Origin of the sequence: Thauera mechernichensis, from assembly GCF_029588855.1 — a bacterium.
Lineage (GTDB): Bacteria > Pseudomonadota > Gammaproteobacteria > Burkholderiales > Rhodocyclaceae > Thauera > Thauera mechernichensis.
Genome location: NZ_JARQZE010000003.1, coordinates 378,939 through 402,358, shown reverse-complemented (window position 1 = coordinate 402,358; position 23,420 = coordinate 378,939). Strand labels below are relative to the sequence as shown.

The following is a 23,420-nucleotide window of genomic DNA, read 5'->3' as shown; positions in this document are numbered from 1 at the left end:
TCAGCGGTCCCTCCCGGTGCGTTTGGCGGTCCATGCCTGCAGGCCGTTGATGGCGAGCAGCAGGATGAAGGACAGGATCAGCATCACGGTGGCGATCGCCGTGGCGCCGGTGTAGTCGTACTGCTCGAGCTTGGTGATGATCATCAGCGGCGTGATCTCGGACACCATCGGGATGTTGCCGGCGATGAAGATCACCGAGCCGTACTCGCCGACGGCACGCGCGAAGGCGAGCGCGAAGCCGGTCAGCAGCGCCGGGAACAGGATCGGCATGATCACGTGGCGGAAAGTCTGCCAGCGTTGCGCGCCCAGGCTGGCCGCGGCCTCCTCCAGTTCGGTGTCCAGGTCTTCGAGGATCGGCTGCACCGTGCGCACCACGAAGGGCAGGCCGATGAAGACCAGCGCCACCAGCACACCCAGCGGCTTGAAGGCGACCTGGATGCCGAGCGGCTCGAGGAACTGGCCGAACCAGCCGTTCTTGGCGTACAGCGCGGTCAGCGAGATGCCGGCCACCGCGGTGGGCAGCGCGAAGGGCAGGTCAACCAGAGCGTCGATCAGCTTCTTGCCGGGGAAGGAGTAGCGCACCAGCGCCCATGCCAGCAACAGGCCGAACACCGCATTGATCGCCGCGGCCGCGAGCGACATGCCGAAGGACAGCTTGTAGGACGCCACCACCCGCGGCGAGGTGACGACCTCCCAGAATTCGGCGAACGTCAGCTCGGCTGTCTTCAGGAACACCGCGGCGAGCGGGATCAGCACGAGCAGAGACAGGTAGCCGAGCGTGTAGCCCAGCGTCAGCTTGAAGCCCGGCAGCACGCGGAAGGGCGGGGCGGCAGATCTTGCGGGCTGGAAAGGCAGGGAGGGGGCAGCGGTGCTCATGATGGAAGCCTGTACTCGGGGATGCGATCGAGTTTAGGCGTCCGGGGTATTGCCGAAAAACAATAAAAACAGCGTTGCTTATGCGATTTCCTGCTAACGGATCCCTACAATGGCGGCGCAATCAAGACGAGGATCGCATGTCGGACTTCACCGGAAATTTCCTGCTGGCGCTGCTGCTGGTCGTGCTGGTGCGCTTTCTCTATGCCGTGTGCGCGATGCTGGTGCGCACCCGCGACGGCGGCAACATCGCCTTCGCCATCGCCCTGCCCGCGGCGCTGCTCTACATCGTGGTGCGCAATCCGGTACCGGTGAGCAGTTGGGCGGGGCTGACGGCGGGCGTGATCCTGGGCGTGGGCTTGCTGCTGGCCGATGTGTTCCGGAGGCGGCGTCGGAGCTGAAGAGGCCCGGGGGCGCAGGCTTCCTCAGGTCTTGGACAGTGCCTGGTCGATGTCCCACAGGATGTCGTCCAGCGTCTCCAGGCCGACCGACAGGCGGATCAGGTCGGGTGGCACGCCGGCGGCCACCTGCTGCTCTTCGGAGAGCTGGCGGTGCGTGGTGGAGGCGGGGTGGATGACCAGGGTCTTGGCGTCGCCGATGTTGGCCAGATGGGACAGGAACTCCACCGAGTCGATGAACTTCTGCCCGGCGGCCGCACCCCCCTTGATGCCGAAGCTGAGCACCGCACCGGCACCGCGGGGCAGGTACTTCTGTGCCAGGGCGTGGTAGCGGCTGCTCTCCAGCCCGGGGTAATTGACCCAGGCCACCTTGGGGTGCGACTCAAGGTGGCGGGTCACGGCGAGCGCGTTGCTGCAGTGGCGGTCCATGCGCAGGGGCAGGGTCTCCAGGCCTTGCAGGAGCTGGAAGGCGTTGAACGGCGACAGCACCGGGCCGAAGGTGCGCATGCCCTCCATGCGGCATTTCATGGTGAAGCCGAAATCGCCGAAGGTCTCGAAGAAGCGCACGCCGTGGTAGCCCGGCGAGGGCTCGGTCATGCTCGGGAAGCGGCCGTTGTCCCAGGGGAACCTGCCCGACTCGACGATCACCCCGCCCATCGTCGTGCCGTGGCCACCGATGAACTTGGTCGCCGAATGCACGCTGATGGCCGCACCCCACTCGAAGGGGCGGCACAGGTAGGGGCTGGCGAAGGTGTTGTCGATGAACAGCGGCAGACCGGCGGCGTTGGCGATCTGCGCCACGGCCTCCAGGTCGAGCACGTTGAGCGAGGGGTTGCCCAGGGTCTCGGCATAGATCGCCTTGGTCTTCGGCGTGATGGCGCGGGCGAAGTTCTCCGGCGTGTCGGGGTCGACGAACACCGTGTCGATGCCCAGCTTGCGGAAATTGACGTCGAGCTGGGTGTGGGTGCCGCCGTACAGCGTGCGCGCAGCGACGATCTCGTCGCCGGCCTCGCAGATGTTGAGCAGCGCGATCATCTGCGCCGCCATGCCGCTGCCGGTGGCTACCGCAGCGCGGCCGCCTTCGAGCGCGGCCATGCGCTCTTCGAACACCGCCACCGTGGGGTTGGAGATGCGCGAGTACACGTTGCCAAAGGTCTGCAGGTTGAACAGGCTGGCCGCCTCTTCGGGGCTGTCGAAGACGTAGGAGGTGGTCTGGTAGATGGGCACGGCGCGGCTACCCGTGGCCGCGTCGGGGATCTGGCCGGCGTGCAGGCACAGGGTATCGAAGCCGAAGTTGCGGTCTGCCATGGTCGGGGTCCTGGAGGGTGAATTCAGTGCGGGCGGCGCGAGGAGATGACCTTGGTGTTGACGCCGAACCAGCCCAGACCGCCGAACAGGCGGGCGTATTCGATCTTCACGCAGCGGTCCATCACCACGGTGAGGCCTGCGGCCTCGGCCTTCTGCTTCGCTTCCTCGTTGATGACGCCGATCTGCAGCCACAGCGACTTCGCGCCGATGGCGATCGCCTGCTCGGCAATCGGCAGCGCGTCGGCGGACTTGCGGAACACATCCACCATGTCTACCGGCTCGGGGATCGAGGCCAGGTCGGGATAGCACTTCTCGCCGAGGATCTCGGCGTACTTCGGGTTGACCGGGATGATCCGGTAGCCGCGTTCCTGCATGTACTTGGCGGCGAAGTAGGACGGCCGGAACCAGTCGGCCGACAGTCCCACCACGGCGATGGTCCTGGATTCCCGGAGTACCCGGCGCAGGGTCTGGATGTCACTCATGTTCGTACCATTGTGATCGAAGCCGAACGCATGATACCCAGTGTGGCGACGATTGCCGATGTTGCGCGCCGGGCGCTTGTCCGGGCCGTCCCGCCTTACCTGGCGTAGATCTGGTCGAAGGTGCCGCCGTCCGAGAAGTGTTTCTTCTGCGCCGCCTGCCAGCCGCCCAGGTCCTCGATGGTGATGAAGTTCACCTTGGGGAAGCGGGCGACGTGCTCGGGGTCGGCGAGCTCGGGCTTGACCGGACGGTAGTAGTGCTTGGCGGCGAGCTTCTGGCCCACCGGCGAGTACAGGTATTCGAGGTAGGCCTCGGCGACCTTGCGCGTGCCGCGTTTGTCGACGATGGCGTCGACCACGGCGACCGGCGGCTCGGCCAGGATCGACACCGAGGGCACGACGATCTCGAACTTGTCCGGCCCCAGCTCGTTGATCGACAGGAAGGCCTCGTTCTCCCAGGCCAGCAGCACGTCGCCCAGGCCGCGCTGGACGAAGCTGTTGGTGGCGCCGCGCGCCGCGGGGTCGAGCACCGGCACGTGCTTGAGCAGCTCGGTCACGTACTCGCGCGCCTTGTCCTCGCTGCCGTATTTCTGCAGTGCATAGCCCCAGGCCGCCAGGTAGTTCCAGCGCGCGCCGCCCGAGGTCTTCGGGTTCGGGGTGATGACCTCGACGCCCGGCTTGATCAGGTCGTCCCAGTCCTGGATGCCTTTCGGGTTGCCCTTGCGCACCAGGAAGACGATGGTCGAGGTGTAGGGCGAGGCATTGTGCGGCAGGCGCTTCTGCCAGTCGGGCGCGAGCTTGCCCGCATGTTCGACGATGGCGTCGATGTCGTAGGCCAGCGCCAGCGTGACCACGTCGGCGTCGAGGCCGTCGATCACCGAGCGCGCCTGCTTGCCCGAGCCGCCGTGCGACTGGCGCACCGTCACCGTCTCGCCGGTCTGGGCCTGCCAGTGCCTGGCGAACTCGGGGTTGAATTCCTGGTAGAGCTCGCGTGTCGGATCGTAGGACACGTTGAGCAAGGTGGTCTGCGCCTGGGCGCCGCCAACGAGGCCACTGGAAAGGCCGGTGGCAAGTGCGAGGGCGAGCAGGCTGCGTCGGATCGGGCTGAACTTCATGGTCTGGCTCCTTGTTCGGGTGTCGGTGATGGACGAAATCTATCTGTCCGCCCTGGCGAGCTGAACCAAGAAAAAACGCATTGCTTATTCAAGTCCGAGCACGCTTGCCTACAGCCCGCCGCCGCGGTTGATCACCCGCGTGGGAGCGGCGCGAGCCGCGAGGGGTTGAAGGCGATGGCGATGGGGTATTGCCCGAGAGGCTCGCGACTTGCGTCGCTCCTACAGTGCGCCGCCGCGGTTGATCACCCGCGTGGGAGCGGCGCGAGCCGCGAGGGGTTGAAGGCGGTGGCGATGGGGTACTGCCCGAGAGGCTCGCGACTTGCGTCGCTCCTACAGCCCCCCGCCGCGGTTGATCACCTGCGTGGGAGCGGCGCGAGCCGCGAGGGGTTGAAGGCGATGGCGATGGGGTACTGCCCGAGAAGCTCGCGACTTGCGTCGCTCCTACAGTACCCCGCCGCGGTTGATCACCTGCGTGGGAGCGGCGCGAGCCGCGAGGGGTTGAAGGCGATGGCGATGGGGTATCGCCCGAGAAGCTCGCGACTTGCGTCGCTCCTACAGCACCCCGCTGCGGTTGATCACCTGCGTGGGAGCGGCGCGAGCCGCGAGGGGTTGAAGGCGATGGCGATGGGGTATTGCCTGAGAGGCTCGCGACTTGCGTCGCTCCTACGGTGCGCCGCCGTGGTTGATCACCCGCGTGGGAGCGGCGCGAGCCGCGAGGGGTTGAAGGCGGTGGCGATGGGGTACTGCCCGAGAAGCTCGCGACTTGCGTCGCTCCTACAGCACCCCGTCGCGGTTGATCACCTGCGTGGGAGCGGCGCGAGCCGCGAGGGGTTGAAGGCGATGGCGATGGGGTACTGCCCGAGAAACTCGCGACTTGCGTCGCTCCTACAGTGCGCCGCCGCGGTTGATCACCCGCGTGGGAGCGGCGCGAGCCGCGAGGGGTTGAAGGCGGTGGCGATGGGGTACTGCCCGAGAAACTCGCGACTTGCGTCGCTCCTACGGTACCCCGCCGTGCCGCCCTCCGTTACCATCGCCGCCATGTCCGCCGCTCCCGAACTCGACGTCTTCCATTGCCCGCTCGACGGTGTCCGCCTGGTCGAGGCCTCGGCTGGTACAGGCAAGACCTGGAACATCTGCGGTCTCTACCTGCGCCTGCTGCTCGAACGCGGGCTGGGGGTGGAGTCGCTGCTGGTGGTCACCTTCACCAAGGCCGCCACTGCCGAGTTGTCGGGGCGCATCCGCGACCGCCTCGCCGAGACCCTGCGCGTGCTCGACGGCGCCGCCCCAGGCGGCGACCCCTTCGTGCCGCGCCTGATCGAGACGGTGCAGGCGCGCGGCGTCGACACCGCACTGATGCGCCTGCGCCTGCGCCATGCGCTGCAGGTCTTCGACGAGGCGTCGATCTTCACCATCCACGGCTTCTGCCAGCGTGCGCTCGCCGATACGCCCTACGCGCTGGAGCTGGTCGAGGACGACGACGCGCTGCGCCTGGAGGTGGTGCGCGACTTCTGGCGGCGCGAGTTCGCCGGCGGTGCGCTGCCCGCGGCGCTCGCCGCCCACCTGCTGGCGCGCCGGGACAGCCCCGAGGCGTGGGCGGACGTCCTCGGCCGCCACATGGCGCGCCCGCTCGCGCGCGTGCTGTGGGACGAGGCCGCGCACGCGGCTGAGGATGCCCGTTGTGCCGCTGCCGTCGATGCCGCGCAGGCGCGCCTGGACGCGGCCTGGGCCGCGGCGCGTGCGCTTGCCGGCGAGCGCGAGGCCGCGGTCGAGCACGTGCTGGCCAGCCTCGAGCACCTCAACGCCACCAGCTACAAGGCCGATGCGGTGGCGCGCGCGGGCGCCGAGTGGGCGCACTGGCTGGGCGCGCACGACGTCTCCGCGCCGCTGCCCAAGGACCACAAGCTCGCCCTGCTTGCCGCCGACACATTGCTCGCGCGAAGCAAGAAGGATGCCCTCAAGCGTGGCCTGGCGCCGCCTGCCCACCCCTTCTTCGATGCCGCCGCCGAGCTGCTCGCCGCCCGTGCAGAGGCCGAAGCCCTGCTCGACGGCTTGCGCGCGGGCCTGCTGCGGCGCTGCATCGAGTCGGGGGCGGAAGCGCTGCGCCGGCGCAAGCGCGACGAGCGCCAGATTGCCTTCGACGACATCCTGTGGAATGCCCACCAGGCCTTGCACGGTGGCGCCCAGCCCTGGCTTGCGGCGGCGCTGCATGCGCGTTATCCGGTGGCGCTGATCGACGAATTCCAGGACACCGACCCGCTGCAGTTCGGTATCTTCGACCGCATCTACCGCGCCGAGGGTCGTCACGGCACGCTGTTCCTGGTCGGCGACCCCAAGCAGGCGATCTACAGCTTCCGCAGCGCCGACCTGTTTACCTACCTGATGGCGCGCGAGCGTGCCGATGCGCGCTACACCCTGGCCCACAACCAGCGCTCGGCGCCCGCACTGATCGAGGCCTGCAACCACCTGTTCGGCGCCAACCCGGCAGTGTTCATGATGACCGGGCTGGATTACGTGCAGGTCGGCGCCGGCAGCCGGCCGCGCACGCCGCTGGTCGACGACACCGAGGCCGGGGAGGGCGGCGCAGCGCCGGGCGACCCCGGACCACCGCTGCGGCTGTGGCGGATCCCGCGCGACGAGACGCTGGCGACGGCCGGGGGTGAAGAGGGTGAACAGAGCGATGGGGGCGAACAGAGCGATGGGGGCGATCGGGGCGATGGGCAGGCCGGCGGGGACGGCGCTCTGGATGCGAGCGGCGGCGTGCGCCTGGCGCGAGCCGAGGCCTTGCGCCGTGCTGCACGTGCGAGCGCGGCCGAGATCGCACGCCTGATCGCGGCTGGCGCGGCCGGGCGCATCCGTATCGGCGAGCGCCCGCTCGCGCCAGCCGACATCGCCGTGCTGGTGCGCAGCCACAGCCAGGGCGCGCGCATGCGCCAGGCGCTGGCGGCGGCGGGCGTGGGCAGCGTCGAGCTGTCGCAGGCCAGCGTGTTCCACACCGAGGACGCGGAGGAACTCGAGCGCGTGCTGCTGGCGATCGCCGAGCCCGGGCGCGAACGCCGCGTGCTCGCCGCGCTCGCCACCTCGGCGATGGGGCATGACGCGGCCGCGCTCGCCCGCCTGGCGGCCGACGAGGCGGCGCTGCTCGCTCGCCTGGAGGCGTTTGCGCGCTGGCGCGAACTGTGGCTGGCGCGTGGCTTCGGCGTCATGCTGCGGCAGTGGATGAGCGATGCCGGTGTCGCCGCCCGCCTGCTCGCGCGCGCCGACGGCGAGCGCCGCCTCACCAACCTGATGCACCTGGCCGAGCTGCTGCAGCAATCCGCGGGCCAGGCCTCGCCGGAGGTGCTGCTGCGCAGTCTCGCCAGCCGCCGTGCCGATGCGCGCGGCGGCGAGGCCGCCCAGCTGCGCCTGGAGTCGGACCGCAACCTGGTACAGATCGTCACCGTGCATCGCGCCAAGGGCCTGGAGTACGGCATCGTGTTCTGTCCCTTCCTGTTCGACGGCTACAGCCGCAACGGCAGCGAAGGGCCGATGCGCGCCTGGCATGACGACGACGGCGAACTGGTGCTCGACTACCGCGCCGACCCCGCCGATGCCAAGGAGATCGCCACCCGCCTGCGCCGCGAGCGCCAGGCCGAGGACCTGCGCCTGATCTACGTCGCGCTCACCCGTGCCGTGCAGCGCTGCTACCTGGTGGTGGGCAGCTATGCGACCTCGAGTTTTGGCCGCATCAGTCACGGCGAGGGCGGGCGCAGTCTGCTCAACTGGATGGTGGCTGGCGTCGGCATGAGCCCGGCGCAGTGGGACGCCCACAAGCGGAGCCCGGCCGACATCGACGCGCAGTGGCGCGCGCTGGTGGCCGCGGCGAAACACGAAGGCAGGGCGGTGATGCGCCTGGACGATCTGCCCAGCGGCGAGGCCGGGGCGCTCGCCATGCAGTCCGGCGCCACCCAGCGTCCGCGCGCCCAGCGTCCGCCGCAGGTGGGCGCGGGCTGGCGCATCGGCAGCTTCAGCGCGCTGATCTCGGGTGCGGTACATGAGCAGGCGGCGCGCGACCACGATGCCCGCGCGCTGCCTGCGTCCGCACCGGAGGTGGCGGCGGGGAGCGAGGTGGCGCCCGGCCAGCCCATCCCCGCCGACGACATCCTGCGCTTCCCGCGTGGCCCGGTGGCAGGCGACTGCCTGCACGCGGTGTTCGAGGCCATCGATTTCTGCGACCCGAGCGGCTGGGAGGCGGCCATCGCCGCCGCGCTGCAGGCGCACCCGCAGCGCCCGCCCGCCACCCTGGGCGAGCGCGAGCGTGCGCTCGAGGCCGTGCGCCAGCCGCAGCGCCTGCGGCGCATGCTCGACGACGTGCTTGCCACGCCGCTGCTGGGGGCGACGGCGGGCGCCGGCGCTGCGCTGCGCCTGGATGGGGTCACTGCCGCCCGCCGCCGCGTCGAGCTCGGCTTCCACCTGCCTGCGCCTGTGCTCGGCGCGGCACAGCTGAACGCCTGGCTGGCCGCGCGCGGCTACCGTGTGCCACGGCTGGACTTCAAGGACCTCGCCGGCTACCTCAAGGGCTACATCGACCTCGTGTTCGAACACGACGGCCGCTACTGGGTGCTCGACTGGAAGTCCAACCATCTCGGCGACACGCCGCAGGACTACGCGCCCGCACGCCTGGAGGCCGCGATGCAGGCCCATGGCTACCACCTGCAGCACCTGCTCTACACCCTGGCGTTGCACCGCCACCTGCAGCGCAGCCTGCCTGGCTACGACTATGCGCGCCATTTCGGCGGCGTGCTCTATCTGTTCGTACGCGGCGTGCGTCCGCACTGGCAGCTCGACGGCCAGCCCTGCGGCGTATTCCACCACCGTGCGGTCGAGGCCGACATCCTCGCCCTCGACCGCCTCGTCGCCGCGGCGCCCACCCCATCCGAGGTTATCGAGGCATGACAACGACGGCATCCACTGCGCTCCGCTTCGACAGCCTGCCGCCGGCCGAGCTCGACCTCGCCGACGGCTTCGCCCGCCACCTGCTCGACTGGGCCGCCAGCCTCGGCGCGCCAGCGGCGAGCCGGGCGCCGCTGCAGCGCGCCGCGCTGGCGTGGGCGCGCGCCACGGCCGCCGGCCACGTCTGCGTGCCGCTGGCGGCGCTTGGCGCCTCACCGGCCCCGCCGGCCGCAGCGGACGACCTGCCCGGCCTGCGTGCGGCACTGCTCGACAGCGGTGTGGTGGCCGAGGCGCAGGCAGCGCGCACGGGGGCGTCGGCGCACCCGCTGGTGCTCGACGCCGATGGCCGCCTCTACCTGCGCCGCCACTTCGACCAGGAGCGCGCGCTCGCTGCCGCACTGCGCGCCCGTGCCGCTGCGCCATCGGCGGCGGTGGTGGTGGACCGTACGCTGCTCGACAGCCTCTTCCCGCCGCGCGCCGACGGCCGCCCCGACCAGCAGAAGCTGGCCGTGGCGCTTGCCCTTGGCAGCCGGCTCACCGTCGTGAGCGGCGGCCCCGGCACCGGCAAGACCACCACCGTCGCCGCCCTGCTGGCCTGCCTGCTCGACACCGACCCGGCGCTGCGCATCGCGCTTGCTGCGCCCACCGGCAAGGCCGCGGCGCGCATGCTCGAGGCCTTGCGCCGGCGCGCGGATGCGCTGCCGCCCCACCTGCGCGCCTTGCTGCCGGGCCAGGCCTACACGGTTCACCGCCTGCTCGGTGTCACCCCCGAGCCTGGCCGCTTCCGCCACCACGCTGGCAACCCGCTCGCACTCGACGTGCTGGTGGTGGACGAGGCCTCGATGCTCGACCTCGCCCTAGCCGCCCGCCTGGTAGACGCCCTGCCCGTGGGGGCGCGCCTGGTGCTGCTCGGCGACAAGGACCAGCTCGCCGCGGTGGAGGCGGGCGCGGTGTTTGCCGACCTGTCGGCACAGCAGGTGTTCGGGGCCGGCCTGCGCGCGCGTTGCGCAGCGCTTGGCTTGACGCTGGCCGAAGAGGCGCCGGCGCCGGCTGCGCCGCTGCAGGATTGTGTGGTGTGGCTCACCGAGAGCCATCGCTTTCGCGCCGACTCGGGCATCGGCCGCCTCGCTGCCGACATCCGTGCCGGCCGTGGCGAGGGGGCGCTCGAATGGCTGCGTGCCGCCGCCGACGCCGACGCGCGCTGGATCGAGGATGAAGAGGTGCGCCCGGCCGCGCAGACCGTGGCCGCGATCGAGGCCGGCTATGCCGCCTTTTTTGCCGCTGTCGGGGCGTTGGGCGTGAAGGGCGGCGCACCCGAAGCCGTGTTTGCCGCCTTCGACCGCTTCCGCGTGCTGGTCGCCGTGCATGCGGGCGGGCGCGGCCTGACAGCGCTCAATGCGCACCTCGAACGCCGCCTGCGCGCAGCGCTCGGCCTGCCGCCCGAGGCCGGTGCCGCCTCGCCCTGGTATGCCGGCCGCCCGGTGATCGTGCTGCGCAACGACTACCTGCTCGGGCTCTACAACGGCGATGTCGGCCTGTGCCTGGCGGACGACAGCGGCGAGCTCGCAGTGCATTTCCCCCAGGCCGATGGCAGCTACCGCCGCGTCGCGCCCTTGCGCCTGCCCGAGCACGCGCTCGCCTTCGCGCTTACGGTGCACAAGAGCCAGGGCTCGGAGTTCGACGAGGTGCTGATGGTGCTGCCCGCGCAGTCGGCCCGCGTGCTCAGCCGCGAGCTGCTGTACACCGGCGTCACCCGCGCCGCGCGCCGGGTCACGCTGGCCGGGCCGGGCGCGGTGTTCATCGACGCCTGTGCGCGGCCGACGCAGCGCAGCTCGGGGCTGCGCGCGCGGCTGGAGGGGCGCTGAAGGCGATTCAGCCCAGCAGCGCCACCGACTTGATCAGCGCATAGACCTGCTGCCCCGGCGCGAGGCCGAGCTGCGCGACCGACCACGGTGTGACTTCGGCAAGCAGCAGCTGGCCATCGGCCATGCGGCATGAGACCAGTGCCCGACCCGGTGCATGGGTGTCGATGCGCTCGATGGTGACGCGCAGGTGGTTCTGGATACTGATGCGGGTGGGGTCGTCGAGGGCCAGGCTGACGTCGCGCGCCAGGATGCGCAGGCGCTGCAATCTGCGCGGCGGCGCGTGTGTCTCGTCCGTCGGCGGCTGGCTGGTCGAACGCCCTCCCGCCTGCTCCTCGCCTGCCAGCGTGCCGCTCGCCGACAACCACAGGCGCGCGCCCTCGGGGCCGAAGGCGCGCAGGCCGTGGGGGCCGGCTGCGCCGGGCAGGCCTTCGAGCACCGATACCGCGCCCGCGTCGGCGAACAGTGGCGAGTCGGCGCGTGCGAGGGCCTGGCGCAGGGTTTCGATGCGCTCGATGCGGCCGGCGTGCATGAACACCACGCGGTCGGCGAGGCGCTCGACCTCGTCGGGGGCATGGCTGACCATCACGATCGGCACGCCAGCTTCTGCCGCCAGCCGCGACAGGAAGGGCATGATCTCGCGCTTGGTCGCGGTGTCCAGCGCCGACAGCGGTTCGTCGAGCAGCATCAGGCGCGGGCTGGTGAGCAACGCGCGCCCCAGCGACACGCGCTGGCGCTGCCCGCCCGAGAGTGTGTCGATGCTGCGCGCGAGCAGTTCGCCGATGCCCAGCATGTCCACCACCTCCTGCAGGTGCAGGCGGCGTTCGGCGGGCGGGGTGCGCCGATAGCCGTAGAGCAGGTTGTCGCGCACGCCCAGGTGGGGGAGCAGGCTGTGCTCCTGGAACACCAGCCCGATGCGGCGGCGGTGCAGCGGCACGAAGTGGCGCCCGTACTGCCAGACCGCATCGCCAAAGCGCACCTCGGCGCCTGCGGCGCGATCGAGGCCGGCGATGACGCGCAACAGGCTGGTCTTGCCACAGCCCGAGCGCCCGAACAGTGCGGTGACGCCGGCGAGCGGCAATGCGGCGTCGACATCGAGGGTGAATCCGCTGCGCTGCAGCAGCGCGCGCACGGACAGCATGGCCGACGCCGGCTGCGTGCAGGGGGTTTCGGCAGGGGCGTTGGCAGGGGCAGCGGCGGGGGTAGGTGAGGTGGTGCTCATCTCAGCCCACCCTGGCGACGCGGAACCTGCGGTTGATGGCATACACCACGAACAGGGTCAGGAAGGAGAACACCAGCAAGCCGAGCGACAGGCGGTGCGCGGCGTCGTAGTTGAGTGCTTCGGCGTGGTCGTAGATCAGCACCGACAGCACCTTGGTCTCGCCCGGGATGCTGCCGCCCAGCATCAGGATCACGCCGAATTCGCCCAGCGTGTGGGCGAAGGTGAGGGTGAAGGCGACCACGAAACCGCCGCGGGTCAGTGGCAACACCACGGTCAGGAAGCGATCCACCGCGTTCGCGCCCAGCGCGCTGGCCACCTCCACGGGTCGGCGGCCCAACTGGCTGAAGGCCTCGTGCAGGGGTTGCACGGCGAAGGGCATCGAGTACAGCACCGAGGCCAGCAGGATGCCCTCGAAGGAGAAAGCCAGGTGCGTCAGGCCGAGGTCCTCCAGCGTGCTGCCCACGAAACCGCGCGGGCCGAGCGCGACCAGCAGGTAGAAGCCGAGTACGGTCGGCGGCAGCACCAGCGGCAGCGCAACCACCGCCTGTACCGCGGTGCGCAGGTTGGAGCGCCCGGCCGCCAGCCACCAGGCGAGCGGCGTGGCGATGACGAGCAGGATGAGGGTGGTGTACAGGCAGAGCTTGAAGGTGACTTCGATTGCCTGCCAGTCCTGGGGGCCGAGTCCGAGCATGGGGCGGGAGGAAAAGGTTCAGCGTCCGGGCATCACGAAGCCGTAGCGTTCCATGATGGCGTGTGCAGCGTCGGTCTCCATGAAGGCGGCGAAGTCCATCACCGCCGGCTTGGGCGCGCCGCGGGTGGTCACCACATAGCCCTGGGTGAGCGGTGCATGCAGGGCATCGTCGATCAGGTGGTGGCGGTGCTCGGCCAACGCGGGAAATCTTGCCAAAGATAAGGCGATGATGCCCACCTCGGCTGCGCCCGACTCCACCATCTGTGCGGTGTGCGCGATGTTCTCGCCGAACACCAGCTTGCCCTGCACCGCCTCCCACACGCCGGCTGCCTGCAGCGCTTCCTGGGCACGCTGCCCGTAGGGTGCATGGGCGGGCTGGGCGATGGCGATGCGGCGGATGCGGGGGTGGGTGGGCAGGTCGGCCAGGGTCAGCGCCGAGGCGTCCACGGTGTTGCTCCACAGCACGATGCGACCGAGCGCATAGACCGCTGGTTCGGTCGCCGTGAAGCCCTGCGCGTGCAGGCGCTGGGGGAAGGCGATGTCGGCAGAGAAGAAGATGTCGAAGGGCGCGCCGTTGATGATCTGCGTGCTCATCTTGCCCGACGAGCCGTAGATCACTTCGACCTGATGCGCAGGATGGGCCTGGCGATAGAGTGCGATGATGTCGTCGAGCGCAAAGCGCAGGTCGGATGCCGCGGCAATGGTGAACCTTTCCGCCTGTGCCACGCCCGCGCTCGCCAGCATGACGAGCGCGATCAGCAGGCGCCGGAGGGGCTTCACGCGCCCGCCACCGCGGCGCGCGCCGCGTGCAGCTTGCGGTAGCTGTCGATCAGGCGCTGGTGGCGGTCGAGCCCTTCGAGCTTCATGCTCGTCGGCGTCAGGCCGTGGAAGCGCACGCTACCATCCACCGAGCCCAGCACCGCATCCATGCGTGCGTCGCCGAACATGCGGCGGAAATTGGCCACGTAGTCGTCGAGTTCCAGTTCGTCGTCCAGCACCACCTCCAGCACCACGTCGAGGGCGCGGTAGAACAGCACGCGGTCGACCGTGTTCTCGTTGTACTGCAGCAAGGCCTCGACGCACTCCTTCGCCTCGTCGAACTGCTGCAGGGCGAGGTGGATCAGCAGTTTCAGCTCCACAATCGTCAGCTGCCCCCACACCGTGTTCTCGTCGAACTCGATGCCGATCAGCGTGATGATGTCGGTGTAGTCGTCGAGTTCGCTCTCTTCCAGGCGTTCGAGCAAGGCTTCGAGTGCGTCGTCGTCGAGGCGGTGCAGGTTCAGGATGTCGGCGCGGAAGCGCAGGGCCTTGTTGGTGTTGTCCCAGACCAGGTCTTCCACCGGATAGACCTCGGAATAGCCCGGCACCAGGATGCGGCAGGCGATGGCGCCGAGCTGGTCGTGCACCGCCATGTACGCCTCCTTGCCCAGGTCCGCGAGGATACCGAACAGGGTCGCGGCCTCGTCGGCGTTGGAATTCTCCCCATGGCCCGAGAAGTCCCACTCCACGAAGTCGTGCTCGGCCCTGGCGCTGAAGAAGCGCCACGACACCACGCCACTGGAGTCGATGAAGTGCTCGACGAAGTTGTGCGGCTCGGTGACTGCAGCGGTTTCGAAGGTGGGCGGGGGCAGGTCGTTGAGGCCTTCGAAGCTGCGCCCCTGCAGCAGTTCGGTCAGACAGCGCTCGAGCGCCACCTCCAGGCTCGGGTGGGCGCCGAACGAGGCGAACACGCCACTCGTGCGCGGGTTCATCAGGGTCACGCACATTACCGGATAGACCCCGCCCAGCGACGCATCCTTCACCAGCACCGGAAAGCCCTGCCGCTCCAGTTCCTCGATGCCGGCCATGATCCCAGGGTACTTGGCCAATACTTCCGCCGGCACGTCGGGCAGCGCGATCTCGCGCTCGATGATCTCGCGCTTCACTGCGCGCTCGAAGATCTCCGACAGGCACTGCACCTGCGCCTCGGCGAGCGTGTTGCCGGCACTCATGCCATTGCTGAGGAAGAGGTTGTCGGTGAGGTTGGTGGGGAAATACACCACCTCGCCGTCGGACTGGCGGACATAGGGCAGGGCGCAGATGCCGCGCTCGATGTTGCCCGAGTTGGTGTCGTAAAGGTGCGAGGCGCGCAGTTCGCCTTCGGGGTCGTAGATCGCCCGGCAATAGTCATCGAGCAGGCCGGCCGGCAGCGCGTCCCTGCGGCCGGGCTTGAACCAGCGCTCGTTCGGGTAATGCACGAAGGCTGCATTGGCGATGTCTTCGCCCCAGAACTGATCGTTGTAGAAGTGGTTGAAATTGAGCCGCTCGATGTATTCGCCCAGCGCCGAGGCGAGCGCGCTTTCCTTGGTCGCGCCCTTGCCATTGGTGAAGCACATTGGCGAGTGCGCATCGCGGATGTGCAGCGACCACACGTTGGGCACCAGATTGCGCCACGACGCGATCTCGATCCTGATGCCCAGGTCCGCCAGCACCTTCGACATGTTGGCGATGGTCTGCTCGAGCGGCAGGTCCTTGCCGAGGATGTAGGTGTGGGCGTCCGCATCCGGCTTCAGCGTCAGCAGGGCCTGGGCATCGGCGTCCAGGTTCGCCACCTCCTCGATCACGAACTCCGGACCGGTCTGCACCACCCGCTTGACGGTGCAGCGCTCGATCGAGCGCAGGATGCCCTGGCGGTCGGCGGCGGAGATGTCCTCGGGCAGTTCGACGAGGATCTTGAAGATCTGCTTGTAGCGGTTTTCCGGATCGACGATGTTGTTCTGCGACAGGCGGATGTTGTCGGTGGGGATGTTGCGCGTCTCGCAGTACAGCTTCACGAAGTAGGCCGCACACAAGGCTGACGACGCCAGGAAGTAGTCGAAGGGGCCGGGCGCCGAGCCGTCGCCCTTGTAGCGGATCGGCTGGTCGGCGATGACCGTGAAGTCGTCGAACCTGGCCTCCAGGCGGAGCTTGTCGAGAAAGTTGACCTTGATTTCCATGGGGGAGCCCTGCAGCGGCGCGCAAAAACGAAATGGCCGTCATTATCGCGGGTTTCCCCGGGATAGGGACTGCGGGAGCGCGTCGGGACCGAGGTGGCCTGCTCGATGGGCTCTGCCGCCGCCCGGGTTGCGGCGCTGCGCTCGGGTGAATTGCCCGGCTCGATGGCGCGCGCCCCTTGCCCGGTGCGAAGATGGCGGTCCCTCCACACCAGGATCGCCACATGACCGACAAGTCGCCCATCCGTGCCCGCAACTTTCCGTCCGCCGAGGACGAGGCGCGTGCCGTCCAGCCGCATGGCCGCTAAGACGGCCCCGGCAGCGCCTTCCGCATGGCCTTCACCGACACCGAGTTCCTGCTGCGCGACGAGCTGCGCCCGGTGCGCCTTCAGCTCGAACTGCTCAAGGCCGAGCTGATCCAGCAGGAGCAGGGCGTGGAATCGAGCGTCGTGGTGTTCGGCAGCGCGCGCTTCAAGGCGCCGGACGTGGCGGCGAAGCTGCTGGAGGAAGCACTGGCGGGCGGCGACGAGGCCGCGATCGGGCGCGCTCGGCAGATGGTGAAGAATGCGCGCTGGTACGAGGAGGCGCGCCGTTTCGGGGAGCTGGTCACGCGCGAGCCTGACGCGCTCGGCGAGCCGGTGATCGTCGCTACCGGCGGCGGGCCGGGGATCATGGAGGCGGGTAATCGTGGCGCCTTCGAGGCCGGCGGGCGCAGCATGGGGATGAGCATCTTCCTGCCCTTCGAGGAGGCGCCCAACCCCTACATCTCGCCCGAGCTGTGCTTCCAGTTCCACTACTTCGCCATCCGCAAGATGCACTTCCTGATGCGCGCGGTGGCGCTGGTGAGCTTTCCCGGCGGTTTCGGCACGCTGGACGAGCTCTTCGAGGTGCTGACGCTGACGCAGACGCGCAAGATCCGCCGCCGCCCGATCATCCTCATCGGCCGCGACTTCTGGCAGCGCCTGCTCGATTTCGACGTCCTGATCGAGCACGGTGTGATCAGCCCCGAGGACGTCGGCCTGTTCCATTACGCCGAGACCGCAGAGGAGGCCTGGGATGCGATCAAGGCGGCCTACAGCGGCGATAATCCCGGGCTGACGGCGCGCCAGGTGAAGGGCGGCTGATGCGCGTCTGGCGCGGCGCACGGCTGCTGCGCTCCGGAGGCTTCGTGGTATTTTGGTCGGCCGCCACGCGCTGAGCGGGAAGCAACCCCGAAACACTAGAAGGAGAACAATTGCATGAAGAACAAGATTTTCGGAAGCCTTGCGGCATTCGGGTTGTCGGCTGGCGTCCTGTTCGGCGCCCCCCAGGCCGCGGCATCGCCCGAGGCCTTTGCCGGCATGAAGCCGGCCACCATCAAGCTCGCGCACGTGGTGAACGAGCGTGACAGCTTCCATCTGTCGGCCGTGCGCTTCAAGGAAATCGTCGAGGAGCGCAGCGGCGGCAAGCTCAGCGTCGAGCTGTTCCCGAATGCCGTGCTGGGCGATGAGCGCACCCTGCTCGAAGGCATGCAGATGGGCACGGTCGACATGGGCGTGATCACCAACGGCCCGGTCGCCAACTTCGTCGAACAGATGGCGGTGTTCGAACTGCCCTTCCTGTTCCCGACGCCCGAGGCCGCCTACAAGGTGCTCGATGGCGAGATCGGCCAGGAGCTGCTTGGCCGGCTCGAGCGCGTCAACCTCAAGGGCCTGGCATATGCCGAGCGTGGCTTCCGCAATCTCACCAACAGCCGCCGTGCGGTGCATGGCCCGGCCGACGTGCAGGGCATGAAGATCCGCGTGATGGAGAACCCGGTGTACATCGACACCTTCCGTGCGCTGGGTGCCAACGCCGTGCCGATGGCTTGGACCGAGGCGCTGACGGCGATGCAGCAGGGCACGATCGACGGCCAGGAGAACCCCGTCAATGTCATCCACTCGTTCAAGCTCTCCGAGACGCAGAAGCACATGTCGCTGACGCGCCATACCTACGCGCCGGCCATCTTCGTGATGGGCCTCGACCGCTTCAAGCGCCTGCCCGAGCCGGCCCAGGCGCTGGTCAAGAGTGCCGCCCAGGAAGCGGCCGAGCATGGCCGCCGCATGAACGCCGAGATGCAGGCTGCGCAACTGGCCGAGCTGCGCGCCGCGGGCATGCAGATCGATGAGTCGCCCGACGTCGGTGCCTTCCAGAAAGCGATCGAGTCGGTGTACGCGAAGTACGAGTCACGCTTCGGCGACTACCTGCCGCGTATCCGGGCTGCCCTGCAGTAAGCCGTGTTCGGCCATCTCAAACGCACCGAAAAGCTGATCGACGCGATCGTCCAGCGAGCCGCCTTCGTGGCGCTCGCCGGGATGATCGCGGTGATCACGCTGCAGATCGTCTCGCGCGTGTTCTTCAATGCGGTGAGCTGGTCCGAGGAGTTGGCGCGCTACCTGCTCGTGTGGACCAGTTTTCTCGGCGCGGCGATGGCCTGGCAGCGCGGGCGCCACATCGCCGTCGACTTCGTGGTCAATGCGCTACCGGGGCCGCTGCGCCTGGCAGTGAAGGCGCTGGCCATCGTGGTGGCGATCGGCTTCTTCGCGCTGATCATCTTCTACGGGCTGCGCTTCATGCAGATGCAGAGCTTCCAGGTGTCGGCCTCGCTGCGCATCCCGATCCGCTATGTGTTCTCGATCATCCCAGTGTGCGCGCTGCTGATGCTGTACTACTCGCTGCTCGACCTGGCCGAGCTCTTTTCCGCGTCGGCCCGTCGCGAGGCCGAGGCCATCGAGGCGGGCACGCGCGCAGGTGAGGCGCCATGACGCTGGTGCTGTTCGGCCTGTTCTTCCTGTTCCTGCTCGCAGGTGTCCCGGTGGCGGTGACGATCGGCGCCAGCACGGCCGTGGCGCTGTTCGTCGACGATATTCCCCTGATGCTGGCGGCGCAGCGCATGTTCGCCGGCATCGATTCCTTCGCGCTGATCGCCGTTCCCTTCTTCATCCTGGCCGGTGACCTGATGGCGCAGGGCAAGGTGAGCGAGAAGCTGGTGGCGCTCGCCGACGCCGTGCTCGGCTTCCTCAAGGGCGGGCTGTCGGTGGTGTCGGTGCTCGCGGGCATGTTCTTCGCCGCCATTTCCGGCTCGGGTGCGGCGACCACGGCGGCGGTGGCCTCGAGCATGGTGCCGGAGCTCAGGCGCAAGGGCTACGACGCCTCGTCCGCGGCGGCCCTGATCGCCGCCAGCGGCACCATCGGCGTGGTCATCCCGCCTTCGGTGCCGATGATCATCTACGCGGTCATCGCCGCGCAGTCGGTATCGGCGCTGTTCATCAGCGGCTTCCTGCCCGGCGTGGCGATGGGCGTGGGCCTGATGGCGATTGCGGTTCACCAGGCTTACCGGCGCAACTACCCCAAGGGTGCGCCGTTCTCGGCGGCGACCATCTGGCGCACCTTCAAGGGGGCGATCTGGGGCCTGCTGACGCCGGTGATCATCCTCGGCGGGATCTTCTCGGGGGCATTCACGCCGAGCGAGGCTGCGGTGGTGGCGGTCAACTACGCGCTGCTGGTGTCACTGTTCGTGTATCGAGACCTCGGCTTTCGCGACGTCTATCGCATCATGCTGCGCTCGGTGATCACTACCGGGGTCATCATGTTCGTGATCTCCACCTCCGCCATCCTGAGCTGGGCGATGGCCAACTGGCAGATCCCGGGGACGATCGCGCAGTGGGTGCTGTCGATCTCCGACAACGTGTATGTCGTGCTGCTGTTGATCATGCTGCTCATCCTGCTTACCGGGGTGTTCATCGAGACCGCCGCGGCGCTGATCATCCTCACTCCGGTGTTCCTGCCGCTGGTGACCCTGCTGGGCATCGATCTGGTGCATTTCGGCCTGATCATCGTCGTCGGCCTGGCGATCGGCATGGTGACCCCGCCGGTAGCGATCAACCTGTACGTGGCCTCGTCGGTGACCGAGCAGCCGCTCGAGCGTATCAGCCGCGCGGTGCTGCCCTACCTGGGCGCGCTGCTGGTGGTGTTTGCGCTGGTCGTCTACCTGCCGGTATTGCTCGGCTACTCTGGCGCGCGGTGAGCCTCGTGCGGCCCGGCCTTCCGGGAATCCTCTTCGTCCATGGCTTGTGGATGCATGGCTGGGTGTTCGGGTTGCAGCGGCGGCGAGTGGCATCCCTGGGGTGGTCGAGTCGCAGCTACTCCTACCCCTCTCTGCGCGCCGCGCTGGATGAGGTCGCCGACGGCCTCGCGGCTGCGATCGCGAGCGCGGGCGAGCGCCCGCTGCATGTGGTGGGGCATAGCCTGGGCGGCTGCGTCGTGCTGCACATGCTCGCCCGCCACCGTCCCGCTGCACTTGGGAGGGTGGTGGTGCTGGGCTCGCCGCTCTGCGGTTCCGCGTCGGCGCGGGTGATCCTCCGGGTACCGCTGCTTCGTCACGCGCTCGGGCGAGCACTGCCTGCCTGGCTGGAGCAGTCGCTGCCTTGCATCGAGCCCGATCGCGAGGTCGGCGTCATCGCCGGCGATCGCCCGATCGGGCTTGGTCGCCTGGTGCCGGGCATGGCGCAGCCCTACGACGGCATGGTGACAGTGGCCGAGACGCGCTGGCCGGGGGCGCGCGATCACATCGTTCTGCCCGTCACCCACATGCAGATGCTGTGGTCGTCCGCATGCCTGCGCCAGACGCTCCACTTTCTCGATCACGGGTTCTTCGAGCGCCCCGCCGCGGCACCCGGAGCGCCGGGTGCCGCGCACCGCTGAGCGGCAGCGCGGCGCGTCGTTCAGGTGAAGATCGGCATCTTCCGAACCGTGCGCGTGCCGGCGATCTGAGGTTCCTGCGGCAGTCGCGTCGACGGCAGGTACTTGCGGATGGCGGCATGCCACTGCTCATAGTTGCCCGGTTTCTGTTCGCGCAGGGTCTTGAGCGCGTAGAAGGTGAAGGCGCCGTTGGGGCGGCCGCCGAAGCTGGTGTCCCAACTGAACTCTTCGTCGCGGCAACCGGCCAGCAGCAGGTCGCCGCCGGCGCGGCGCATGCCGCCGATGAGGGTGAGCGCTGAAGCGCGTGGTGCTTGCGGCAGGTCGGCAGCCTTCATCCATACTTCGGGAGGCATGAAGCGCGGGCGCGGGCCGCCGGCGTCGAGCGCGCTGTCGTCGCCACGGTGCACCGAGCCAGAATGGCAGCTGTCGGCGATCAGGACGAGGCGTACGCCGGCAGCGCGGCGGTCGAAGAGCGCGCGCAGGTCGTCGTCGAGCAGCGGGCCGGCGGTGCCGATGTCGTAGGGGCAGAGGCCTTCATCGCGGCCATCGGGTTCGTCGCCGTCTTCGTCCTCCACCCAGGTGCCGTGGCCGGAATAGGTCAGGACCACGGTGTCTCCACTGCGGGCCGCGGCGACGAGGGTCTCGATGGCACCGTGCATTGCAGCGCGAGTGGCCTGAGCGTCGAGCAGGGTGCTCACGGTGAAGCCGCGCGCCTGCAGCATGGCACCCCAGTCATGGGCGTCGTTGACGCAGCCGGAGAGGTCGCTGTCGGTGCCGGGATAGTCGTTGATGCCGATGCAGAGTGCGCGCCGTGCCATGAGCCTATCCTCCGGAAAGGCGGGGCGCGCTGCCGCAGGAGCGCGGTCAGGCCGCTTTGTTCCCCGGTTCCAGCATAGAGTGCGGGTGCCGCTTGTGCCAGTTGCTTTGGGTACAGGCGTGATGCGCTGCGACAGAGGTGCGGATTCGTGTGCGCCCGTCCTAGAATGAGCGTATCGGCGCCCCCATACGCCATGCGAGCCCACACTGATGCCTTGCCGACGTCTGTCGATCCTGTTGCAGCGCAGCGCCCATGCGCCGGCTGTGTTCGCACACGGCCGGCGGTCGGAGCGTGGCGCATGATGGCGCTCCGTGTCCGCGAGCTGGCGCTGATCGTGCTGGCGGCGCTGTTGTTGCTGTGCGGTGCCGCGCCGGTACGCGCGGAAGTGGAGGCTACGGCGGCTGGCATCGTCCTTGACGAGCCAGGCTCGGCTTACCTCGGGCGCGCCAGCTCAATGATGATCGAGCTCGGTGGCACGCTGGAAGCCGAGCGCGCGCTCGCCCTCCAGCGCGCCGGGCGTTTCAGCCCGGTGGGCGAGGACGTGCCCAAGTTCGGCATCGGCTCGCCGGCGGTCTGGCTGCACCTGCGGATAGATAGCCGCTATACCGAGGCGCAAGCGCGCCGCGTGCTTGTAGGTACTTCGTGGATCGACCGCATCGACTTGTTCGTGGTTCGCGACGGCCAGGTGGTCGGCCGCATGCAGGCAGGCGACGGTGGGCCGGGATTGCGCGCGGCCAAAGGCAACCTGGGTTTTGTCTTCGAGCACGTCTTCGAACCGGGCGTCACCGAATTGCTGGTCCGTGCCGAGACGCCCGACCCGCTCGTGTTGCCGCTGCGGGTGTTCGACGACGAGTGCTACCAGTTCGCGATGCGGGTGCACGACTTCACCTATGGGCTGCTGTACGGCTTCCTGCTCGCGCTGATCGCCTACAACGCCATGCTGTACGCCGGCCTGCGCGACCGCGCGCATCGTGACTACGTGCTCTACCTCGGCTGTTTCGTGCTACTGAGCATGGGCTACGCAGGGCACGGCTACAACTGGCTGTGGCCGGGGATGTACGGCGTGCAGCGCTACATCATCCTGGTGCTGATGGTGGTGCTGGGCTATCTCGGACTGCGTTTCGCGTCCAGCTCCCTGGGCCTGGCCGTGGCCGCGCCCCGTGCGCATCGGCTGGCCCATGGCTTCGGCGTGGCGGGCATGGTGGCGATCGGCACCTGTGTGGTGCTCGACCAGCAGGCGGCAGCGGCCATCGTTGCCTTCGTCTTCGTGCTGCTGTTCTCGGTGGCCATGGTGTGGCTGGGTTTCTCGCGCCTCGATGGCGATCGCATTGCCGCAGGCTACTTCCTGGCGGGCGCGCTGGCGGCGATGGCAGGGGCGGCGACCACCTCGCTTGCGGTGTGGAACGGGCTGCCGTACTCGAACTGGACCTTTCATGCCGCGGAGGTGGGCATCGCCATCGATGGTGCGATCCTGTCGCTTGCACTCGCCTACCGGGTGCGTCGCATCCGCCGCGAGCGCCTGCAGGCAGAGCAGCTTTCGAGCCTCGATCCGCTCACCGGACTGCGCAACCGCCGCGCCTTCGCAGTGCTGGGCGAGAGCGCATGGAGTACGGCAGTCCGCCGCCAACGACCACTGTCGGCGGTGGTGCTCGACCTCGATCACTTCAAGTTGATCAATGACGTGCGCGGTCATGCGGCGGGTGATGCTGCGCTCAAGGCCGTGGCCGGCGTGATCGAACGCAACTGCCGGGCGGCCGACGTCGCCGCGCGTTGGGGCGGGGAGGAGTTCGTGGTGCTTCTGCCCGAGACCACGGCGGCCCAGGCGAGGGTGCTGGCCGAGCGCCTGCTGCACGACATCCGCGGCCTGGATCTGACGCTCGATGGCGGCGCGCTGAGCTTGAGCGCGAGCATCGGCGTGGCCGAGCGCACGACTCAGCCCGATCTCGAAGCCCTTGTCCGCGAAGCGGATCAGGCCATGTACGCCGCCAAGCAGGGGGGGCGGGACAGGGTGGTGCTGGCGCTGCCGGCCTGAAGC

Annotated in this window: 17 protein-coding genes and 1 pseudogene; 9 read left to right on the top strand and 9 right to left on the bottom strand. The window is 68.9% G+C overall.

Annotated features, from left to right (window positions below):
• Positions 1-876, bottom strand: coding sequence for a sulfate ABC transporter permease subunit CysT (gene cysT / locus P7F68_RS06770; protein ID WP_270068645.1), 876 nt, complete (start codon positions 874-876; stop codon positions 1-3).
• A gap of 137 nt (positions 877-1,013) precedes the next feature.
• On the opposite strand from cysT, the gene P7F68_RS06765 reads away from it, so the two are divergent.
• Positions 1,014-1,274, top strand: coding sequence for a hypothetical protein (locus tag P7F68_RS06765; protein WP_277831750.1), 261 nt, complete (start codon positions 1,014-1,016; stop codon positions 1,272-1,274).
• A 24-nt stretch (positions 1,275-1,298) separates the two neighbouring features.
• On the opposite strand, the gene P7F68_RS06760 is transcribed toward P7F68_RS06765, so the two are convergent.
• From P7F68_RS06760 to P7F68_RS06750, 3 genes are all read right to left on the bottom strand, one after another.
• On the bottom strand, positions 1,299-2,579 hold the full coding sequence (locus P7F68_RS06760; RefSeq protein ID WP_277831748.1) for an O-acetylhomoserine aminocarboxypropyltransferase/cysteine synthase family protein: 1,281 nt from the start codon (positions 2,577-2,579) through the stop codon (positions 1,299-1,301).
• A gap of 23 nt (positions 2,580-2,602) precedes the next feature.
• Positions 2,603-3,061 (bottom strand): CoA-binding protein, encoded by a 459-nt coding sequence (locus P7F68_RS06755; protein WP_277831746.1) that lies wholly within the window; start codon positions 3,059-3,061, stop codon positions 2,603-2,605.
• Between the two features lie 95 nt (positions 3,062-3,156).
• The gene (locus tag P7F68_RS06750; protein ID WP_277831744.1) at positions 3,157-4,173 is read right to left on the bottom strand and encodes a sulfate ABC transporter substrate-binding protein; all 1,017 of its coding nucleotides are present in this window, start codon (positions 4,171-4,173) and stop codon (positions 3,157-3,159) included.
• A 1,038-nt stretch (positions 4,174-5,211) separates the two neighbouring features.
• Here P7F68_RS06750 and P7F68_RS06745 point away from each other — a divergent pair.
• Together P7F68_RS06745 and recD are read left to right on the top strand one after the other, a co-directional pair.
• A complete protein-coding gene (locus tag P7F68_RS06745) occupies positions 5,212-9,105 on the top strand; it encodes a UvrD-helicase domain-containing protein (RefSeq protein ID WP_277831743.1) in 3,894 nt (1,297 codons plus the stop codon).
• Positions 9,102-10,967, top strand: a complete 1,866-nt coding sequence (recD, locus tag P7F68_RS06740) for an exodeoxyribonuclease V subunit alpha (protein ID WP_277831741.1) — start codon at positions 9,102-9,104, stop codon at positions 10,965-10,967. Before P7F68_RS06745 ends, recD begins: the two co-directional genes overlap by 4 nt.
• 7 nt (positions 10,968-10,974) lie before the next feature.
• Here recD and modC read toward each other — a convergent pair whose 3' ends face one another.
• The 4 genes from modC to P7F68_RS06720 are packed head-to-tail and all read right to left on the bottom strand — an operon-like array spanning position 10,975 to position 15,852.
• Entirely contained in the window at positions 10,975-12,186 is a 1,212-nt protein-coding gene (gene modC, locus P7F68_RS06735) for a molybdenum ABC transporter ATP-binding protein (protein WP_277831739.1), read from the bottom strand.
• Position 12,187: 1 nt separating this feature from the next.
• Positions 12,188-12,877, bottom strand: a complete 690-nt coding sequence (gene modB / locus P7F68_RS06730; RefSeq protein WP_002931227.1) for a molybdate ABC transporter permease subunit — start codon at positions 12,875-12,877, stop codon at positions 12,188-12,190.
• An 18-nt stretch (positions 12,878-12,895) separates the two neighbouring features.
• Positions 12,896-13,657 (bottom strand): molybdate ABC transporter substrate-binding protein, encoded by a 762-nt coding sequence (modA, locus tag P7F68_RS06725; protein WP_277831737.1) that lies wholly within the window; start codon positions 13,655-13,657, stop codon positions 12,896-12,898.
• Entirely contained in the window at positions 13,654-15,852 is a 2,199-nt protein-coding gene (locus P7F68_RS06720) for an OsmC domain/YcaO domain-containing protein (protein WP_277831735.1), read from the bottom strand. Before P7F68_RS06720 ends, modA begins: the two co-directional genes overlap by 4 nt.
• A 221-nt stretch (positions 15,853-16,073) precedes the next feature.
• Here P7F68_RS06720 and P7F68_RS06715 point away from each other — a divergent pair.
• The 5 genes and pseudogenes from P7F68_RS06715 to P7F68_RS06695 all read left to right on the top strand — a co-directional run bounded on the left by P7F68_RS06715 (position 16,074) and on the right by P7F68_RS06695 (position 20,571).
• Positions 16,074-16,973 (top strand): annotated as a pseudogene (locus P7F68_RS06715) (LOG family protein).
• Between the two features lie 114 nt (positions 16,974-17,087).
• Positions 17,088-18,101 (top strand): TRAP transporter substrate-binding protein, encoded by a 1,014-nt coding sequence (locus tag P7F68_RS06710; RefSeq protein WP_277831733.1) that lies wholly within the window; start codon positions 17,088-17,090, stop codon positions 18,099-18,101.
• A 3-nt stretch (positions 18,102-18,104) separates the two neighbouring features.
• Complete coding sequence (locus P7F68_RS06705; RefSeq protein WP_002931222.1) at positions 18,105-18,632, top strand: TRAP transporter small permease; 528 nt, start codon at positions 18,105-18,107, stop codon at positions 18,630-18,632.
• The gene (locus P7F68_RS06700) at positions 18,629-19,894 is read left to right on the top strand and encodes a TRAP transporter large permease (RefSeq protein ID WP_277831730.1); all 1,266 of its coding nucleotides are present in this window, start codon (positions 18,629-18,631) and stop codon (positions 19,892-19,894) included. The genes P7F68_RS06705 and P7F68_RS06700 overlap by 4 nt, the downstream gene beginning before the upstream one ends.
• An 86-nt stretch (positions 19,895-19,980) precedes the next feature.
• A complete protein-coding gene (locus tag P7F68_RS06695; protein ID WP_338405586.1) occupies positions 19,981-20,571 on the top strand; it encodes an alpha/beta fold hydrolase in 591 nt (196 codons plus the stop codon).
• Between the two features lie 20 nt (positions 20,572-20,591).
• Here the strand turns inward: P7F68_RS06695 and P7F68_RS06690 are convergent, their stop codons facing one another.
• On the bottom strand, positions 20,592-21,386 hold the full coding sequence (locus P7F68_RS06690) for a caspase family protein (protein WP_277831726.1): 795 nt from the start codon (positions 21,384-21,386) through the stop codon (positions 20,592-20,594).
• 297 nt (positions 21,387-21,683) lie between these two features.
• Here P7F68_RS06690 and P7F68_RS06685 point away from each other — a divergent pair, with 297 nt between their 5' ends.
• Positions 21,684-23,417, top strand: a complete 1,734-nt coding sequence (locus P7F68_RS06685; protein ID WP_277831725.1) for a diguanylate cyclase — start codon at positions 21,684-21,686, stop codon at positions 23,415-23,417.
• The last annotated feature ends 3 nt before the right edge of the window (positions 23,418-23,420 follow it).

Excerpts from the sequence above, each read along its gene's own strand:
- cysT (WP_270068645.1), bottom strand. The coding sequence starts at position 876 with ATGAGCACCGCTGCCCCCTCCCTGCCTTTCCAGCCCGCAAGATCTGCC.
- P7F68_RS06765 (WP_277831750.1), top strand. The coding sequence starts at position 1,014 with ATGTCGGACTTCACCGGAAATTTCCTGCTGGCGCTGCTGCTGGTCGTG.
- P7F68_RS06760 (WP_277831748.1), bottom strand. The coding sequence starts at position 2,579 with ATGGCAGACCGCAACTTCGGCTTCGATACCCTGTGCCTGCACGCCGGC.
- P7F68_RS06755 (WP_277831746.1), bottom strand. The coding sequence starts at position 3,061 with ATGAGTGACATCCAGACCCTGCGCCGGGTACTCCGGGAATCCAGGACC.
- P7F68_RS06750 (WP_277831744.1), bottom strand. The coding sequence starts at position 4,173 with ATGAAGTTCAGCCCGATCCGACGCAGCCTGCTCGCCCTCGCACTTGCC.
- P7F68_RS06745 (WP_277831743.1), top strand. The coding sequence starts at position 5,212 with ATGTCCGCCGCTCCCGAACTCGACGTCTTCCATTGCCCGCTCGACGGT.
- recD (WP_277831741.1), top strand. The coding sequence starts at position 9,102 with ATGACAACGACGGCATCCACTGCGCTCCGCTTCGACAGCCTGCCGCCG.
- modC (WP_277831739.1), bottom strand. The coding sequence starts at position 12,186 with ATGAGCACCACCTCACCTACCCCCGCCGCTGCCCCTGCCAACGCCCCT.
- modB (WP_002931227.1), bottom strand. The coding sequence starts at position 12,877 with ATGCTCGGACTCGGCCCCCAGGACTGGCAGGCAATCGAAGTCACCTTC.
- P7F68_RS06720 (WP_277831735.1), bottom strand. The coding sequence starts at position 15,852 with ATGGAAATCAAGGTCAACTTTCTCGACAAGCTCCGCCTGGAGGCCAGG.
- P7F68_RS06710 (WP_277831733.1), top strand. The coding sequence starts at position 17,088 with ATGAAGAACAAGATTTTCGGAAGCCTTGCGGCATTCGGGTTGTCGGCT.
- P7F68_RS06700 (WP_277831730.1), top strand. The coding sequence starts at position 18,629 with ATGACGCTGGTGCTGTTCGGCCTGTTCTTCCTGTTCCTGCTCGCAGGT.
- P7F68_RS06690 (WP_277831726.1), bottom strand. The coding sequence starts at position 21,386 with ATGGCACGGCGCGCACTCTGCATCGGCATCAACGACTATCCCGGCACC.
- P7F68_RS06685 (WP_277831725.1), top strand. The coding sequence starts at position 21,684 with ATGATGGCGCTCCGTGTCCGCGAGCTGGCGCTGATCGTGCTGGCGGCG.